Origin of the sequence: Salipiger mangrovisoli (assembly GCF_015223355.1) — a bacterium.
GTDB lineage: Bacteria > Pseudomonadota > Alphaproteobacteria > Rhodobacterales > Rhodobacteraceae > Salipiger > Salipiger mangrovisoli.
The window spans coordinates 357,725-373,467 of sequence record NZ_JADFFK010000001.1; the positions used below are offsets into that span (position 1 = coordinate 357,725).

11 protein-coding genes are annotated in these 15,743 nt (G+C 68.0%); 8 read left to right on the plus strand and 3 right to left on the minus strand.

What is annotated here, in order from left to right; genetic code table 11:
- The 3 genes from IQ782_RS01740 (at nt 1) to hflX (ending at nt 3,177) form a co-directional block, all read left to right on the plus strand.
- Nucleotides 1-1,515 (plus strand): TrkH family potassium uptake protein, encoded by a 1,515-nt coding sequence (locus IQ782_RS01740; RefSeq protein ID WP_194132881.1) that lies wholly within the window; start codon nt 1-3, stop codon nt 1,513-1,515.
- A 151-nt stretch (nt 1,516-1,666) separates the two neighbouring features.
- A complete protein-coding gene (hfq, locus tag IQ782_RS01745; RefSeq protein WP_066100377.1) occupies nt 1,667-1,906 on the plus strand; it encodes an RNA chaperone Hfq in 240 nt (79 codons plus the stop codon).
- Nucleotides 1,907-1,923: 17 nt separating this feature from the next.
- A complete protein-coding gene (gene hflX / locus IQ782_RS01750; RefSeq protein WP_194133196.1) occupies nt 1,924-3,177 on the plus strand; it encodes a GTPase HflX in 1,254 nt (417 codons plus the stop codon).
- Nucleotides 3,178-3,229: 52 nt separating this feature from the next.
- Here the strand turns inward: hflX and IQ782_RS01755 are convergent, their stop codons facing one another.
- Both IQ782_RS01755 and IQ782_RS01760 read right to left on the minus strand, forming a co-directional pair.
- Nucleotides 3,230-4,168 carry a phosphotransferase gene (locus tag IQ782_RS01755; RefSeq protein WP_194132882.1) on the minus strand — a complete coding sequence of 313 codons (939 nt, stop codon included), beginning with the start codon at nt 4,166-4,168 and terminating at the stop codon, nt 3,230-3,232.
- A gap of 13 nt (nt 4,169-4,181) precedes the next feature.
- Nucleotides 4,182-6,647, minus strand: a complete 2,466-nt coding sequence (locus IQ782_RS01760) for a penicillin acylase family protein (RefSeq protein ID WP_194132883.1) — start codon at nt 6,645-6,647, stop codon at nt 4,182-4,184.
- Nucleotides 6,648-6,773: 126 nt separating this feature from the next.
- Here IQ782_RS01760 and IQ782_RS01765 point away from each other — a divergent pair, with 126 nt between their 5' ends.
- Complete coding sequence (locus tag IQ782_RS01765) at nt 6,774-7,646, plus strand: NAD(P)-dependent oxidoreductase (protein ID WP_194132884.1); 873 nt, start codon at nt 6,774-6,776, stop codon at nt 7,644-7,646.
- Between the two features lie 3 nt (nt 7,647-7,649).
- On the opposite strand, the gene IQ782_RS01770 is transcribed toward IQ782_RS01765, so the two are convergent.
- Nucleotides 7,650-8,468 (minus strand): HpcH/HpaI aldolase family protein, encoded by an 819-nt coding sequence (locus IQ782_RS01770; protein ID WP_194132885.1) that lies wholly within the window; start codon nt 8,466-8,468, stop codon nt 7,650-7,652.
- Nucleotides 8,469-9,120: 652 nt separating this feature from the next.
- On the opposite strand from IQ782_RS01770, the gene IQ782_RS01775 reads away from it, so the two are divergent.
- The 4 genes from IQ782_RS01775 to IQ782_RS01790 all read left to right on the plus strand — a co-directional run bounded on the left by IQ782_RS01775 (nt 9,121) and on the right by IQ782_RS01790 (nt 15,642).
- On the plus strand, nt 9,121-11,949 hold the full coding sequence (locus IQ782_RS01775; RefSeq protein WP_194132886.1) for an Rne/Rng family ribonuclease: 2,829 nt from the start codon (nt 9,121-9,123) through the stop codon (nt 11,947-11,949).
- A gap of 177 nt (nt 11,950-12,126) precedes the next feature.
- Nucleotides 12,127-12,879, plus strand: coding sequence for a cytochrome c biogenesis CcdA family protein (locus IQ782_RS01780; RefSeq protein ID WP_194132887.1), 753 nt, complete (start codon nt 12,127-12,129; stop codon nt 12,877-12,879).
- A gap of 160 nt (nt 12,880-13,039) precedes the next feature.
- Nucleotides 13,040-14,287, plus strand: a complete 1,248-nt coding sequence (locus tag IQ782_RS01785) for a hypothetical protein (protein ID WP_194132888.1) — start codon at nt 13,040-13,042, stop codon at nt 14,285-14,287.
- The gene (locus IQ782_RS01790; protein ID WP_194132889.1) at nt 14,284-15,642 is read left to right on the plus strand and encodes a cytochrome P450; all 1,359 of its coding nucleotides are present in this window, start codon (nt 14,284-14,286) and stop codon (nt 15,640-15,642) included. Before IQ782_RS01785 ends, IQ782_RS01790 begins: the two co-directional genes overlap by 4 nt.
- Nucleotides 15,643-15,743: the final 101 nt, after the last annotated feature.

A 15,743-nucleotide genomic window follows, 5' to 3' on the forward strand; every position in this document is an offset into this window, starting at 1 on the left:
ATGCTGACCCTCAGCCGCACGCCCCTTCTGCTGCTGCTGGCGGGCATCGCCAGCGCCTCGATGATCGCCCCCGCCGCCGTGGCGCTGGCGCATGAGGACTTCCACGACGCGCGCAGCTTCTTCTATGCCGCCATCGTCGGTCTGGTGCTGACCACGCTGATCGGCATCGCGCAGGCGACACGGGCGCACTACCAATCGGCGCCGCGCCAGCTTCTGGCGCTGCTGGCGGCCTTCCTGCTGCTGCCCGCGATGCTGGCGGTGCCCTTCCACGAGGCGGTGCGCACCACAAGTTTTCTCAACGCCTACGTCGAAATGGTCTCTAGCCTGACGACCACCGGCGCCACGCTTTTCGCGCCCGAGCGCCTGTCGGCGGCCGAGCACCTGTGGCGCGCGCAGGTCGGCTGGATGGGCGGGCTGCTGATCTGGGTCAGCTCTGCGGCGCTGCTCGCTCCGCTGACGCTGGGCGGATTCGAGGTGACCGCCTCGGGCGAGCCCGGCCAGAGCGTCGACGCTGGTGCCGCGCGGCGCGACATCTCGGACCCGGCGCTGCGGCTGGCGGCCTCGGCGCGGGTGCTGGCCCCGATCTACATCGGGCTGACGCTGGCGCTCTGGGTCATGCTGCTGATGGCAGGCGACCAGCCGCTGGTGGCGCTGAGCCACGCCATGTCGACGCTCTCGACCTCGGGCATCTCTCCGATCGGCGGGCCGCAGACGGCGCAGAGCGGCATGGCCGGAGAGATGATCATCTTCCTGTTCCTGTTCTTCGCGCTGTCGCGGCTGACCTTCTCGGGCGACACCAAGGGGCTGACCGGGTCGCGCCTGCGCAACGATCCCGAATTCCGGCTGGGCTTGCTGATCGTGCTGCTGCTGCCCGCGGCGCTGTTCCTGCGGCACTGGATCGCCTCGTTCGAGATCGGCACGGAGACCAATCTTGGCGCCGGTCTGCGCTCGCTCTGGGGCGGGCTGTTCACCGCGCTCTCGTTCCTGTCCACCACGGGCTTCCAGAGCGCCGACTGGGGCGCGGTGCGCGGCTGGTCGGGGCTGCAGACGCCGGGCGTGATTCTCATGGGGCTGGCGATCATGGGCGGCGGCGTGGCGACCACGGCGGGCGGGGTGAAGCTGCTGCGGATCTACGCGCTCTACCTCGCGGGCGTGCGCGAGATGGAACGCCTGGTACACCCGCATTCGCTGGGCCGTTCCGGCGTCATGGCGCGCCGCATCCGCCGGCAGGGGGCCTTTGTCGCCTGGGTGTTCTTCATGCTGTTCGCGATGACCATCGCGGTCTTCTCGCTGCTCTTCTCGCTGTCGGGGCTGGACTTCGAGAACGCCATGGTCACCACCGTCGCCGCGCTGACCAACTGCGGTCCGTTGATCCGCGCCGCCGCCGAAACCCCGATCCCGCTGAGCGAGATGAACGATGCCGCCAAGGGGCTTTTCGTGGCGGCCATGGTGCTGGGACGGCTCGAGGTGCTGGGCATCATCGTGCTGCTGACCCCCGACATTTGGCGAGATTGATCTCGCGCTTGGCGAGCACTTGTGCGAAGCCTTGCTGAGGGTGCCGCCGGGGCGACATTTTTGCTCTGGAAGTTCCGCAACTTGCGATACATACTCGCGCGGACGAGGGAGCGCCTGAGAACGGCTACAGCAAGAAAAAAAGGCTAATTTAATGGCTTCGGACAGACAAAATCTACAGGACGCATTTCTTAACCATGTTCGGAAAACCAAGGTTCCGGTTACGGTTTTCCTGATCAACGGTGTAAAATTGCAGGGTGTCATCACCTGGTTTGACAATTTTTGCGTTCTTCTCCGCCGCGACGGTCAGTCGCAGCTCGTGTATAAGCACGCGATCTCGACCATCATGCCGTCGCAGCCGATCAACCTTTATGACGGCGACGATAACGCTTGAACGAACATGAACCGCATGTGACCCGCGCCTGGGTCCTGCATCCCGACCTCAAGTCCGACCGTGATCGCCGCGATGCGGAGATGGCGCTCGAAGAAGGCGTGGCCCTTGCGGCCGCGCTTCCCGACCTCGAGGTCGTGGGCAGTGAAGTCGTGCCGCTGCGGGATCCGCATCCCGGCACGCTTTTCGGCTCCGGCAAGATCGCCGAGCTGAAAGAGCGCCTGAAGGAAGCCGAGGTCGAGCTGGTGCTCGTCGACGGCCCGGTCTCGCCGGTGCAGCAGCGCAACCTCGAAAAAGAGTGGAAGGTGAAGCTGCTCGACCGGACCGGGTTGATCCTCGAGATCTTCTCGGACCGCGCCGCCACCCGCGAGGGCGTGCTGCAGGTCGAGATGGCGGCACTGAGCTACCAGCGCACCCGCCTGGTGCGGGCCTGGACCCACCTCGAACGTCAGCGGGGCGGGCTCGGCTTCGTCGGCGGCCCCGGCGAGACGCAGATCGAGGCCGACCGCCGCGCCATCGACGAGCAGCTGGTGCGTCTGCGCCGGCAGCTCGACAAGGTGGTCAAGACCCGCGAGCTGCACCGCAAGGCGCGGGCCAAGGTGCCTTATCCGATCGTCGCGCTGGTGGGCTACACCAACGCCGGCAAGTCCACGATCTTCAACCGCCTCACCGGGGCGGACGTGCTGGCCAAGGACATGCTCTTCGCCACGCTCGATCCGACCATGCGCGCCGTGAAGCTGCCGACCGGCATGGACGTGATCCTGTCGGACACGGTGGGCTTCATCTCGGAGCTGCCGACCGAACTGGTCGCGGCCTTCCGCGCCACGCTCGAGGAGGTGCTGGCTGCCGACATCGTGCTGCATGTGCGGGACATCTCGCATCCGGGCACGATGGAGCAGGCCGAGGACGTCTACGCGATCCTGCGCTCGCTCGGCGTGAATGACGACGTGGCGCAGATCGAGGTCTGGAACAAGATCGACCGGCTTGAGCCCGAGGACCGCGAGGCCGCTCTGGCCCGTGCCTCGCGCGATGAGGGCATCTTCGCCGTCTCGGCGATCACCGGCGAGGGGCTCGACGGGCTGCTCGAGGCGGTGACAGAACGGCTTCAGGGCGCGGCGGTGGACGAGGATGTCAGGCTCGGCTTCGGCGAAGGCAAGCGCCGCGCCTGGCTGTTCCAAAAGGGCTTCGTGCTGTCCGAGGAACAGGACGACGACGGTTACCTTCTGCATCTGCGCTGGACGCCCAAGGACCGCGCGCAGTTCGAGACCGTGTAGGCCAAATCTCTTCGAAGAGATTTGCAATTTCCTTCGAAGGAAATTGCCCCGATCAGAACAACGGATTTTCGGCGGCGAGGATGATCTTCGCCGCCTCTAGCCGTGCGCGCTGGCGCTGCGAGGGGGCGGCGGGTGTGCGTGCCCAGGTGCCGAGCGCATAGGCTCGCTGCAGGAAGAGCCGCGCCTCGGGGGCGGTGATCTGGTCTGCGTAGCCGTGGGCCAGCGCGGCGCCGAAGCGCGGGGCATCGGGCTCGGGGGCCGTGGCGAGCGCGTCGATCAGCAGCGCGGTGAGGTCGCGGTAGGGCGCGTCGGGCAGGTCATTGTCGAAATCCAGCCCCCAGAGCGCGCCGTCGGCGCTGACCAGGTTGGCGAGATGCAGGTCGCGGTGGGTGACGGCGCGGGTTGCGGCGGCACCGCGCGCGGCGGGAAAAAGTGCCTCGAGCTCTGCGAGGGCGAGGGAAAAATTCTCGAATTCGGCAAACCCCTCCTCGCTCTCGCGGGCTTGTCTGAGCTGCGCTGCGAGCCAGTCAAGCTGACCGCGCGGGCGGAGCTTGCGCGGCTCGAGCGTCGGGCGGTGCAGCGCGGCCAACCAGCTTCCCGCCGCCTCCAGCGGCACGTCGCGCTTGCCCGCGGGCAGGCGGGGCCAGAGTTCGGCCAGGCTCGGACCCGCGGCATAGGCCATGCCGAGCACGAGCCGGCTCGAGTCGAAGAACAGCACCTGCGGCGCGCGCCAGGGCCCCTCGGCCATCTGCGTCGCGACGGCGCTCTGCCGGTCCGCCTGGGCATGGGCGCGGGCGGCGATCTCCCGGGCGAAAACCTTGACCACGAGATGCTCGTCCGGATGGGCGGCGCAGAACACCTGTGCGCGCATGGGCCGGTCGATGTTCTTCAGGCAGCCAAGGCCGAAGGTACGGCCGGGACGGGCCGCGGCAAGTGCCGCGCGCGCCTGCGCCTGCGCCTCGGCGCGGGTCAGCCGCGCGTCTGCGGTCACGCGGCCGCTCCGGTCACGGCTTCACCAGCCGCGTCACACCGACCGAGGCGGCACGGGCGAGATCCTCGTCGAGCGACATGGGAAGATATTCGCCGCGCCGCCAGAGCGTGCCCATGTCATCGTAGTGCCGCGAGAGCAGGTGGCCGGACTCGCCGGTCGAGATGATGAAGACCGAGCTGTCCGGATCGGCAAAATCGTAAACCCCGCGGTAGGTCGCCCCATGCACATTGGCAAAGGGCGTTGGCCCGGACCCGGCGGTGACCCCGCGCTGTAGGGTGAAATCGCCGCCGGAGGTGGGCTGGCGGATGTTCACGAAGTAGTTCAGCAGCGGCACGTCGCCCAGCACGCTGTGCTTGTGCGTCGCCTGGTGGGCATCGCCCCAGCGCAGGCTCTCGAGCTGGGTGCCATAGGTCTCGCCGATCCAGACCAGCGCGTCATCGAGCGCCATGCGGGCGATGTCGGTGCAGCTTTCCTTCGGCGCCGAGCGCAGCACGTCACACCATTTTCCCGCGCCGTCGATGTTGCGGAAGACGCGCTCGATGAACAGCGGATCGACATGGGTGTAGGCATCGGCCAGCGGGCCGATCTCGTCGCGGATCAGCCGGTCCTGCAGCGCCCGCAGCCAGGCGCTGTAGATCAGCGGCTCGGGCAGGTGCTCGTTCATCTCGCCGTTCCATTCGGCCAGCAGGTCGAGCGCCCGGCGGCGCTGGCGCTCGGGCGTGCCCTCGGCGGCGGCCTCGCCGGTGAACCAGAGGTCGCGGCCGATGAGCGGCAGCAGCGTGCGGGCGGCGGGCGAGACGGTGTCGAGCTGCGCTTCGATGAAACTGTCGCGGGTGTGCACCTCGCGGCCCTGCATCAGCGCGCTCCAGCGGGTGATCCGCTGGCTGTCGCCCCAGTTGAAGCTGACATGCTCGGGGAAGGGGCGGTCGACGATCTTGTTGTTGGTATTGCCGAGGATGCCGCCCTTGGGATCCCGGAAGAGCGGGTTGTCGCCGTCCGGCAGCACGCCCTGCCAGCGGTTCGTGGCGATCCAGCCGGGGCTCGGCATGCGGCCCTGCGTCTGGTTCTGCGGATCGCGCTTGGGCATGGCGCCTATCAGCTTCATCGCGACATGCTGATCGTCGATCAGCGTCAGCATCTGCGAGGGTGCGACGAAGCGCGCGCTGGCGTCGAGCGCCGCGTCCACCGTCTGCGCCTTCATCAGGCCGATCGCGGCGCTCATCGAGGTGTCGCCGTCAGAGAGCGCGGTCCAGCTCAGGGACACCACGTCGCCCTGCGGCGTGATGCGGTCAAGATCGAAGGCCTTGCGCGGCAGCACCGGGCCGTTCTCGGTCCAGCGCAGGGTCAGGGTGACCGGCGGCGCGCCCTTGATATCGACGATCGATCGCCGGGTGCGGAAAGGCTTGTAGCCATCGGGGGTGCGGTAGCGCTCGGGATTCTCGGGGTCGAGTTCCTCGATGTAGAGATCCTGGTCGTCGAGATAGGACGAGGTGAGCCCCCAGGCGATATGCTCGGAACGGCCCAGCATCACCGCGGGCACACCGGGGATGGTGCCGCCGATCACGCCGCCGGTCGAGAGCTGGAGCCGCGCGAGATACCAGGTCGAGGGCGCGGTGAAGCCGAGATGCGGATCGTTGGCCAGCAGCGTGCCGCCGCCCGCGGAGCGCGCCGGCGCGGCCGCCCAGGCGTTGGAGGCCCCGGCCAGGCCCGGCGGGGCGACCGGCGTCATCGCCGGGGCCGGACGGCTCGCCTCGGCGAAGCGCGGCAGCGGCGTCTCGGGGAACAGCGCGGCGTAATCCGGCAACTCGGTGATGCCGGGGCCGGGAATGTCGGGCAGGATGTCGCGGATCATCTCGGGATCGGGCAGGGCGAGCGAGGTGCGGGCCCGCAGGATCTCGTCGCGGAACTGGCCCGAGAGCTGCAACGCCATGAGCTTGACGATGGCCAGGGAATCCGCCGGCTGCCAGGGTGCGATCGGCGCGTTGAACAGGAAGAACTCCGGGGCGCCGCGGCCGAGGCTCTGGGCATTGATCTCGTCGATGCGCGCGTTGACGCCGGCGGCATAGGCTTCGAGCGCATCCAGCGTCTCGCCGTCCTGCGCCTCTACGGACATGCGCGCGTGGGTGTAGAGATCGAGGCGGCGCATCAGCGTATCCGTCTCGACGGTGCGGCGCCCGAAGAGTTCCGACAGGCGACCCTGCGCGGTGCGGCGCAGCAGGGTCATCTGCCACAGCCGGTCCTGCGCGTGCACGTAGCCGAGTCCGAAGTAGACGTCGCGATCCACCGGAGAGAAGATATGCGGCACCCCGGCGTTGTCCCGGACGATCTCGATGTCGCCCGCGGTGCCGGCGACCGCCAGCGTCTTGTCGTAATCGGGCAGTGAGCGCGAGGCCAGATAATAGGCCAGAGCCACGCCGAGGATGGTCACCAGGATTGCCGCGCTGGCGAGCCTGAAAAGCCACCTGAAGAGTGTTGCCATGTTCCGCCCCGAGGTTGCCCAGTGTTTGCCCGCTGCGACGGGCTTACCCAAGACCCGCCCCCTTGCCAAGGGGCGGGCGAGCGGCGACAACCTTCCTGAACGACAACGGTAACGGGAGGTTGATCCATGGCAAAATGTGCATTCCTGGGGCTTGGCGTGATGGGCTATCCGATGGCGGGGCACATGACCAAGGCCGGTCACGAGGTGACGGTCTACAACCGCACCGCCGCCAAGGCGGACAAATGGGTGAGCGACTTCGGCGGCAAGATGGCCGCGACACCGCGGGAGGCCGCCGAGGGCGCCGAGTTTGTCATGGCCTGCGTCGGCAATGACGACGACCTGCGCGCCGTCTGCCTCGGTGCCGACGGGGCCTTTGCCGGCATGGGCGAGGGCGCGGTCTTCGTTGATCACACCACGGTCTCGTCGATGGTGACGCGCGAGCTCTGGGAGGTCGCCAAGGACAACGGCTTCGGCTTTGTCGACGCGCCGGTCTCGGGCGGGCAGGCGGGGGCCGAGAACGGCCAGCTCGTCGTGATGTGCGGCGGTGACCAGGGCGACTATGACATGGCCGCGCCGGTGATCGACGCCTATGCCAAGCTGTGCAAGCGGATCGGCGACAGCGGCGCGGGCCAGCTGTGCAAGATGGTCAACCAGATCTGCATCGCCGGGCTGGTGCAGGGCCTGTCGGAAGGTCTGGCCTTCGCCGAGAAGGCGGGGATCGACGGGCGCGCGGTGGTCGAGGTCATCGGCGGCGGCGCGGCGGGCTCTTGGCAGATGGTGAACCGCTATGAAACGATGCTCGACGACAAGTTCGAGCATGGTTTCGCGGTGGACTGGATGCGCAAGGACCTCGGGATCTGCCTTGCCACCGGCAACGAGATCGGCGCCCCGCTGCCGGTGACCGCGCTGGTGGACCAGTTCTACAAGGATGTCCAGAAAATGGGCGGAGGCCGCTGGGACACCTCCGCCCTGATAAAGCGCCTGAAGGCGTTTGACTGAGCCTCAGTAGCTCGCCAGCGGGGCAGACTGCGTGTCCGCCTCGCCCAGGGCTTCGGCGGCCTGCGCCTTTGCGGCGCGCGCCGCGCCTGCAAGCAGGTGCACGTCGTTCGGGCCGACGATGAAACGGTAGCCCGCCTCGCGCAGCTCGGCGTAGCCGCGGCCGGGTCCCGCGACGCCGGTGATCGTGCCGAGCAGCAGCCCGCCGTCCAGCGCGGCCTTTTCCGCCTCGGCGATCTTGGCGCGCACGTCCGGATGTTCGGTCTGCTCCAGCAGTCCCATGGAGGCGGCGAAGTCGTTGGGCCCGACGAAGGCCATGTCGATGCCGTCGACCGCGGCGATCTCGGCGACCTCGGCCACGGTGTCGACGTGCTCGACCTGCGCCATGAGCAGCAGCTCTTCGTGCGCGGTGGCACCGTAGTCCGGCATGTTGCCCCAGTTGGTGGCGCGCACGATGGGGGCCGCATAGCCGCGGCGGCCGCGCGGCGCGTAGAGGCAATAGGAAGCGATGTCGCGCGCCATGGCCGCGGTATGCACCATCGGCACCATGATCGAGCGCGCGCCCCGGTCGAGCGCGCGCTTCAGCGTCGCTTCAGAGGAGTCGGGCACCCGGATCACCGCCTCGCCGCCCGCGCCCTCGACCGCGCGCAGCAGGTTCAGCCCGGCCTCGAGCCCCGCAGATCCGTGTTCGCAATCGATCACCAGCACGTCCCAGCCGCTGTAGACCAGCAGTTCCGCCACCTCGGGCGAGCCCAGCTCGAACCATGCAGCCGTCACCGTTTCCCCCGCCTGGAGCCGCGCCTTGAGCTTGTTTCGTCCGGTCATGAGTTCCTCCTCGTCTGCGCCCCGTCTCCGTTTTCGGGGCTGTCCGGGCGAGTTGAATACGGCTGGCGACGCAAGGTCAATAAGGATGGTATACCAAAATGGTACTGCGCGGCCGGCGGAGGCGGGGCGGGGCGCATCGTCGGAAAGAGGAAGGCGCGGACGTCCGGCCCGGACGGCCGGCCAAGACAATGGGTGCGGCGGCGGACAAGGGTGTCCTTGCCACTGGGGGCAGCCCTGTGGATGAATTCATGCACCGGTCACATTCCATATTGTCATTGGGGCTGCGATGCCCCTATGCTACTCGTCAGGCAAGTGCGTTTTCCGCCTCCCGCGGGATGCAATGCCAAAGAGTTTCGCTGCTTCGGAGCCGTCCGCAAAAGGACCCTGGGCAGACCGATCTGGCCGCAAGGCCAAGCACATTGCCCGGATCGCCCAAGGCGACGGGCCGCAACAAGGCACCGCTCGGCGTATCGCCGTGACGGTGTCGGAGAAGAACCGCGATGAAGCGCGCGACGCAGATCAGGCACCTGGGCGAAGACAGATTGTCTTCCCGTGCCTGCGCGCCGCTCACCGCCCAGACAAGCCACGCCACTTCGTCCTGCAGCCCGGCTCCGCCCGGTCCGTTGGCGCATGTGCCGTGCACACGGAAAACATGGCTAAGAAAATGCTCATCGATGCCACCCACGCGGAAGAGACCCGCGTCGTGGTGGTTGACGGAAACAAGGTCGAGGAATTCGACTTTGAATCTGAAAACAAGCGCCAGTTAGCAGGTAATATCTACCTGGCGAAGGTCACGCGGGTCGAGCCCTCGCTGCAGGCGGCCTTCGTGGACTACGGCGGAAACCGCCACGGGTTCCTCGCCTTCTCGGAAATTCACCCCGACTACTACCAGATTCCCGTCGCCGACCGTCAGGCGCTGATGGAGGAAGAGGCGGCTCTGGCCGCTGAAGAGGACGAGGACGACAAGGAAAAGTCGCGCTCGAAGACCTCGCGCTCCCGCACGCGCCGGTCGCGTTCGCGCAGCAAGGCCGAGAAGGCGAGCGCCGACGACAAGCTGGTGACCGGCGAGATCGCCGAGGGCGTCCTGGGCGAAGCGTCCGAGGGTATCTCGGGCATGGAAACGATCGATCTTGGCGACGACGTTCTCGATACGCGCGACGACGAAGGTCTGTCGCCGATGGAGACCGTTGCCGAGACCCCGGTCGAGGAACCTGCCGAAGGCTCCGCCGCTGATCTCAAGGCGCCCGAAGAGGCGCCCGAGGCCGATGACCACGACGAGCACGAGCTCGACGCGGCCAAGTCCGACGACAGCATCGAGTCGGTCGCCGATGACGACACCGAGGAAGACATCCGCCCGGCGCGCAAGCCCCGCGCGCGGAAGTACAAGATCCAGGAAGTCATCAAGGTCCGCCAGATCCTGCTGGTGCAGGTCGTCAAGGAAGAGCGCGGCAACAAGGGCGCGGCGCTGACCACCTATCTCTCGCTCGCCGGCCGCTACTGCGTGCTGATGCCGAACACCGCCCGTGGCGGCGGCATCTCGCGCAAGATCACCAATGCCGCCGACCGTTCGAAGCTGAAGGAAATCGCGCAGAGCATCGACGTGCCGAAGGGCGCGGGGCTGATCATCCGGACCGCGGGCGCCAAGCGCACCAAGACCGAGATCAAGCGCGACTACGAATACCTGCAGCGCCTCTGGGAGCAGATCCGCGAGCTGACGCTGAAGTCGGTGGCGCCCGCGAAGATCTACGAGGAGGGCGACCTCATCAAGCGCTCGATCCGCGACCTCTACAACCGCGAGATCGACGAGGTTCACGTGGAAGGCGAACGCGGCTACCGCAACGCCAAGGACTTCATGAAGATGATCATGCCGTCCCACGCGAAGAACGTGAAACACTACCTTGACCCGATGCCGCTCTTCGCGCGCTACCAGGTCGAGACCTACCTCGGCGGCATGTTCAACCCGACCGTGCAGCTGAAGTCCGGCGGTTACATCGTGATCGGCGTCACCGAGGCGCTTGTGGCGATCGACGTGAACTCGGGCCGGGCCACCAAGGAAGGCTCGATCGAGGAGACCGCGCTGAAGACCAACCTGGAGGCCGCCGAGGAGGTGGCCCGCCAGCTGCGTCTGCGCGACCTCGCGGGTCTCATCGTCATCGACTTCATCGACATGGAAGAGCGCAAGAACAACGCCGCCGTCGAGAAGAAGCTGAAAGACAAGCTGAAAACCGACCGCGCCCGCATCCAGGTCGGCCGCATCTCGGGCTTCGGCCTTCTGGAGATGTCGCGCCAGCGCCTGCGTCCGGGCATGATCGAGGCCACCACGCAGCCCTGCGCGGCCTGCCACGGCACCGGCCTGATCCGCTCGGATGACAACATGGCGCTGAACATCCTGCGCCAGATCGAGGAAGAGGGCGTGCGCCGCCGCTCCCGCGAGGTGCTGGTGAAGTGCCCGGTCGGCATCGCCAACTACCTGATGAACCAGAAGCGCGAGCACGTCGCCCAGATCGAGGCGCGCTACGGTATGGCCGTGCGCATCGAGGGCGATCTGCACCTGGTGAGCCCGGACTTCACCATGGAGAAGTTCAAGACCGCGACGCGCAACGTGCCCGAGGTGGTCACCCCGGTGGTTTCGGCCACCGCCTCGCTGATGGACCAGGTGGACGAAGATTACGCCGCCGAGGAAGAGGAAGACGAGGACCTGATCGAGGCGGAAGCCGAAGAGACGTCCGAGGCCGAAGCCGAGACCTCCAACGGTGCAGCCGATGCCGAGGGCGATGGCAAGACCAAGAAGCGCCGCCGCCGCCGCCGCCGCTCGCGTTCGAAGACCCGCGACGGGCAGAACGGCGAATCCGGCGACGAGGCGATCGGCGATGCCGAAGGCGAGGCGGAGGACATTCCGAGCGAGCCGCTGACCGAGGCCCCGGCCGAGGCCGAACCCGCCGCGGAAGCGCCGGGCGAGGAAGCGGCAGAGGCGGGTGAGGCCCCCGAGGCGCCCGCAGCCCCCGCAGCCGAGGAAGCCCCGGCCGAGAAGCCCAAGCGCGCCCGCCGGTCGCGCAGCCGCAAGAAGGCCGAGCCCGAGGCGACCGAAGCCCCGGCCGAGGCCGCAGCGGTTGCCGAAGCGCCGGCACAGGTCGCTCCGACCGAGGCCGAAGTGCAGCCCGAGCCGGCTGCGGCCGAGGCCGAGGCCCCCGCGGAGGCAGCGGCAGAGCCGGTGGTCGCCGCAGCGGCAACCCCTGCCGAGGTGATCACAGAGGCCGAGCCCGTCGCCGAGACCCCGGCCGAGGAGCCTGCGGTCGATGCGCCGGTGGAAGCTCCGGTTGAAACCCCGGTGGAAGCTCCGGTCGCGGAAGCGCCCGTCGCCGCCGAGCCGGTTGCCGAGGAGGCCCCGGCCGAGCCGGAACCCGTGCGGACGCCGGAACCCGTGGCGGCAGAGGCGGACGACGCCTCGAAGCCCAAGCGCAAGGGCTGGTGGAGCCGCTGAGCCCCGCCGCCTTGGATTTGAAGAGCGCCCCGGTCGACAGACCGGGGCGTTTTTCTTTGCCCGTCTCGCAACGCCCGGGCACCGCGGGCGTGGCAGGGGCACATCATTTCAGAAGGGGAACGCAGACGTGAGAGCGGATCAGGTGACGCGTGGCGCGCGATCGCCTATTCCGAAGGCATGTTCGGAATCGAGATCATCGACGCAAGCCTGCTCCCCGCCATGATCGTGGCGCTCTTCGGGGGTGTCATCTCGTTCCTCAGCCCCTGCGTGTTGCCCATCGTGCCGCCCTATCTCGCGTTCATGTCGGGCGTCAGCCTCTCCGAGATGCAGGCAGGCGGCAGCGCCCGCTGGCGCGCCTTCACCGCCGCGCTCTTCTTCGTGCTGGGGCTTTCCACCGTCTTCATCCTGCTCGGTTTCACCGCGTCATGGCTCGGCACCTTCTTCCTGCAGAACCAGATCCTGCTGGCGCGCATCTCGGGCGTGGTGGTGATCGTCTTCGGGCTGCACTTCCTGCATGTCTTCCGCATTCCCTTCCTCGACCGCGAGGCGCGAATCGACGCGGGCGAGGCAGGGGGCTCGGCGTTTGGCGCCTATCTTCTGGGTCTTGCCTTCGCCTTCGGCTGGACTCCCTGCATCGGTCCGCAACTCGGGGCGATCCTGTCGCTGGCCGCGACCGAGGCCTCGGTCGCCCGCGGCACGCTGCTGCTGGGGGTCTATGCGCTGGGGCTGGGGTTGCCGTTCCTGCTGGCGGCGATCTTCCTCAGCCGCGCCATGGGGGTGATGAACCGGCTCAAGCGTCACATGAAGACCATCGAGCGGATCATGGGCCTGCTGCTCATCGTCGTCGGTCTGGCGCTGCTCACCGGTGCCTTCTCGGCCTTCTCGTTTTGGTTGCTGGAAACCTTCCCGGCGCTCGGCCAGCTCGGCTGAGGCTTTCATCTTTCCGCAAATGTTCCCGCCGGGGGGCGCCTTTCCGGCGCGTGGCACGAGTGCTTGGGGAAAGATGAGACTGCCTGCCGCGCGCTGGCCACCCTCTTGCCCTTCGTCGCCGCTACGGTCATTTTCCGGGCAGGGGAACGAGGGCCTTGGTATGAGTGAGAGCGGAACGGTGACGCGCAGGCGGGTGGTCTACATTCCCGGCTATGATCCCATTCACCCGCGCCGTTACCGCGAGCTCTACCGCAAGGAGGGCGCGGCGCAGGCGTCGATCTCGGGCTACGCTCTGGCGCTCCGCCCCAAGACCGGCGGCGGTCGCTATGGCTGGCATGTCGAGGCGGCGATGGACGGGGCCGAGATCGCGGCGGATGTCGAGGTGCTGGTCTGGTCCGACATCGTGCGCGCCAGCATGTCGACCTCGATCCTGGCAACCTACCTGCAGCTGCTCCGCACCGCCTGGGAATACATCGTCACGGGGGCGCTCTTCCGGCTGATGCTTCTGCGCAAGGGGCCGGTGATCGCCGCGCTCTACCCTGTGGGCATGCTGCTGCTGCAGCTGTTGCTGGCGCTGCTGGCGGGCTGGGCCGTCTACGCGCTGGCGGCGCTTACGGTGCCGCTGCTCGGCGGCGCGGCGCGGCTGGCCGGCGGCGTCGCGGGGATTCTGGTGGCCTGGGCTCTGCTGCGCTGGTTTCATGCCAATGACGGCAAGGTATTTGCCTACTACCTGATGCACGATTACGCCTATTCGGCCCGCCACCGTGGCGCCAATCCTCCCGAGCTCGAGGCACGGATGGCTGCCTTCGGCGAGACCATCGCCGCGGCGCTTGCCGAGGAGGTCGACGAGGTGCTGGTGGTCGGTCACAGCTCGGGGGCGCATCTGGCGGTCTCGGTCCTTGCCGATCTCATTCGCGCGGGCCGGGTGCCGCCGCAGGGGCCGAAGCTGGCCTTTCTCAGCCTCGGGCAGGTGGTGCCGATGGTGTCCTTCCTGCGCGGCGCGTGGCGGCTGCGTGCCGACCTTGCCTATCTCTCGACCCGCGAGGAGCTGACCTGGGTGGACGTGACCGCCCCCGGCGATGGCTGCGCCTTCGCGCTCTGCGATCCGGTGTCGGTCTCGGGCGTCGCGCCCGCGGGCAAGCGCTGGCCGCTGGTCTTCTCGGCGCAGTTCACCCGCTCGCTCAGCCCGGCGCGCTGGAAGGAATTGCGCTGGCGCTTCTTCCGGCTGCACTTCCAGTATCTCTGCGCCTTCGATGCGCCGCTGGACTATGACTACTTCCGCATCACCGCGGGGCCGCTGACCTTGGCCGAGCGCTACGCGCAGCGCCCGCCTTCGGCCAGCCGGCTGGAGGCGCCGGTGAACCGTTTCACCTCGATCACGCCCGACGCCGCGGCCCGCACCGCATGATCCCGCCGAAACCCAGATCGCGGCCCGACCGGGTCTCGCTGCTGCGCTACCTGCGGCTGTTCCGGGCGGACCTGCTTTCGGCGCAGCCGGCGCGGCTCTATCGCGCGTGGATGGCCGAGTTCCGTACGCCTTTCTTCCGCTCCTATCTGGTGAACCAGCCGGAGCTGGTGAAGACCGTGCTGAAGGACCGGCCCATGGATTTCCCCAAATCCGGCCGCATCGCCGAGGGGTTGCGGCCCTTGCTCGGCAACTCGGTCTTCCTGACCAATGGCGAAGCCTGGCTGCGGCAGCGGCGGATCATCGACCCGGCGTTCGAGGGCGGGCGGCTGCGCGAGAGCTACCCGGCGATGTGGCAGGCGGCGGAGGCGGCGCTGGCCCGTCTCAAGGCCGAGGCGGGCGAGGGCGCGGTCCTCGAGATCGAGGAGCACACCAGCCATGCCGCCGCCGATGTGATCTTCCGGACGCTTTTCTCGCTGCCGATCGAGCACGCGCTGGCGCAGGAGGTGTTCCACGAGTTCCGCGCCTATCAGCGCACGCAGCCGATCCTGAACCTTGCCGCCTTCCTGCCTCTGCCGCGCTGGATGCCGCGGTTCCACCGGCGCGCGACGCGGGCTGCGGCGAAACGCATCCGCGCGCTGATCACCGAGCTGACCGCCGCGCGGCAGGCGGACATCGCCGCGGGCCGGGCGCCGGATGACCTGGCGACCAAGATCATGACCACGCCCGACCCGCAGACCGGCGCGCGCTTCAGCACCGAGGAGATGGTCGACCAGGTGGCGATCTTCTTCCTCGCCGGACACGAGACCTCGGCCTCGGCGCTGGCCTGGGCGCTCTGGCTGGTGGCCGCGCATCCCGAGTGGCAGGAGCGGCTCGCGCAGGAGGCGCGGGTGCTGGGCGATACTGCCGATTTTTCCGACATCGCCCGGCTGCGGCTCTCGCGTGACGTGTTCCGCGAGGCGCTGCGGCTTTACCCGCCGGTGCCGATGATGGTGCGCGAGACCAGCTGTCCCGAGCGGTTCCGGGATCGCGCGCTGCCGAGGGGGTCGCAGGTGGTTCTGAGCCCCTGGCACCAGCACCGGCACGAGCGGCTCTGGGACAATCCCGACGGGTTCGATCCCGCCCGCTGGGGCACCGACAACGGCAAGACCTGCGCGCGCGAGGCCTACATGCCGTTTTCGGCAGGACCACGGGTCTGCACCGGCGCGGGCTTTGCCATGGTCGAGGGGGTGCTGCTGCTCTCGCTGATCCTGCGCGATCTGAAGCTCGAGATCGTGCCGGAGCGGGTGCCAGAGCCGGTTGCCTTCCTCACGGTGCGCGCACGCGCTGGCATCTGGCTGCGGATTACCGCTCGCTAGCGCTAATGGTAGCGATAAAGCGCTGCTTCGACCTACCCAATCGCCACGGCTTGGGCTAACTCTTTGGTAAACCAATTTTAACGATCTTACAGAGGATCTTT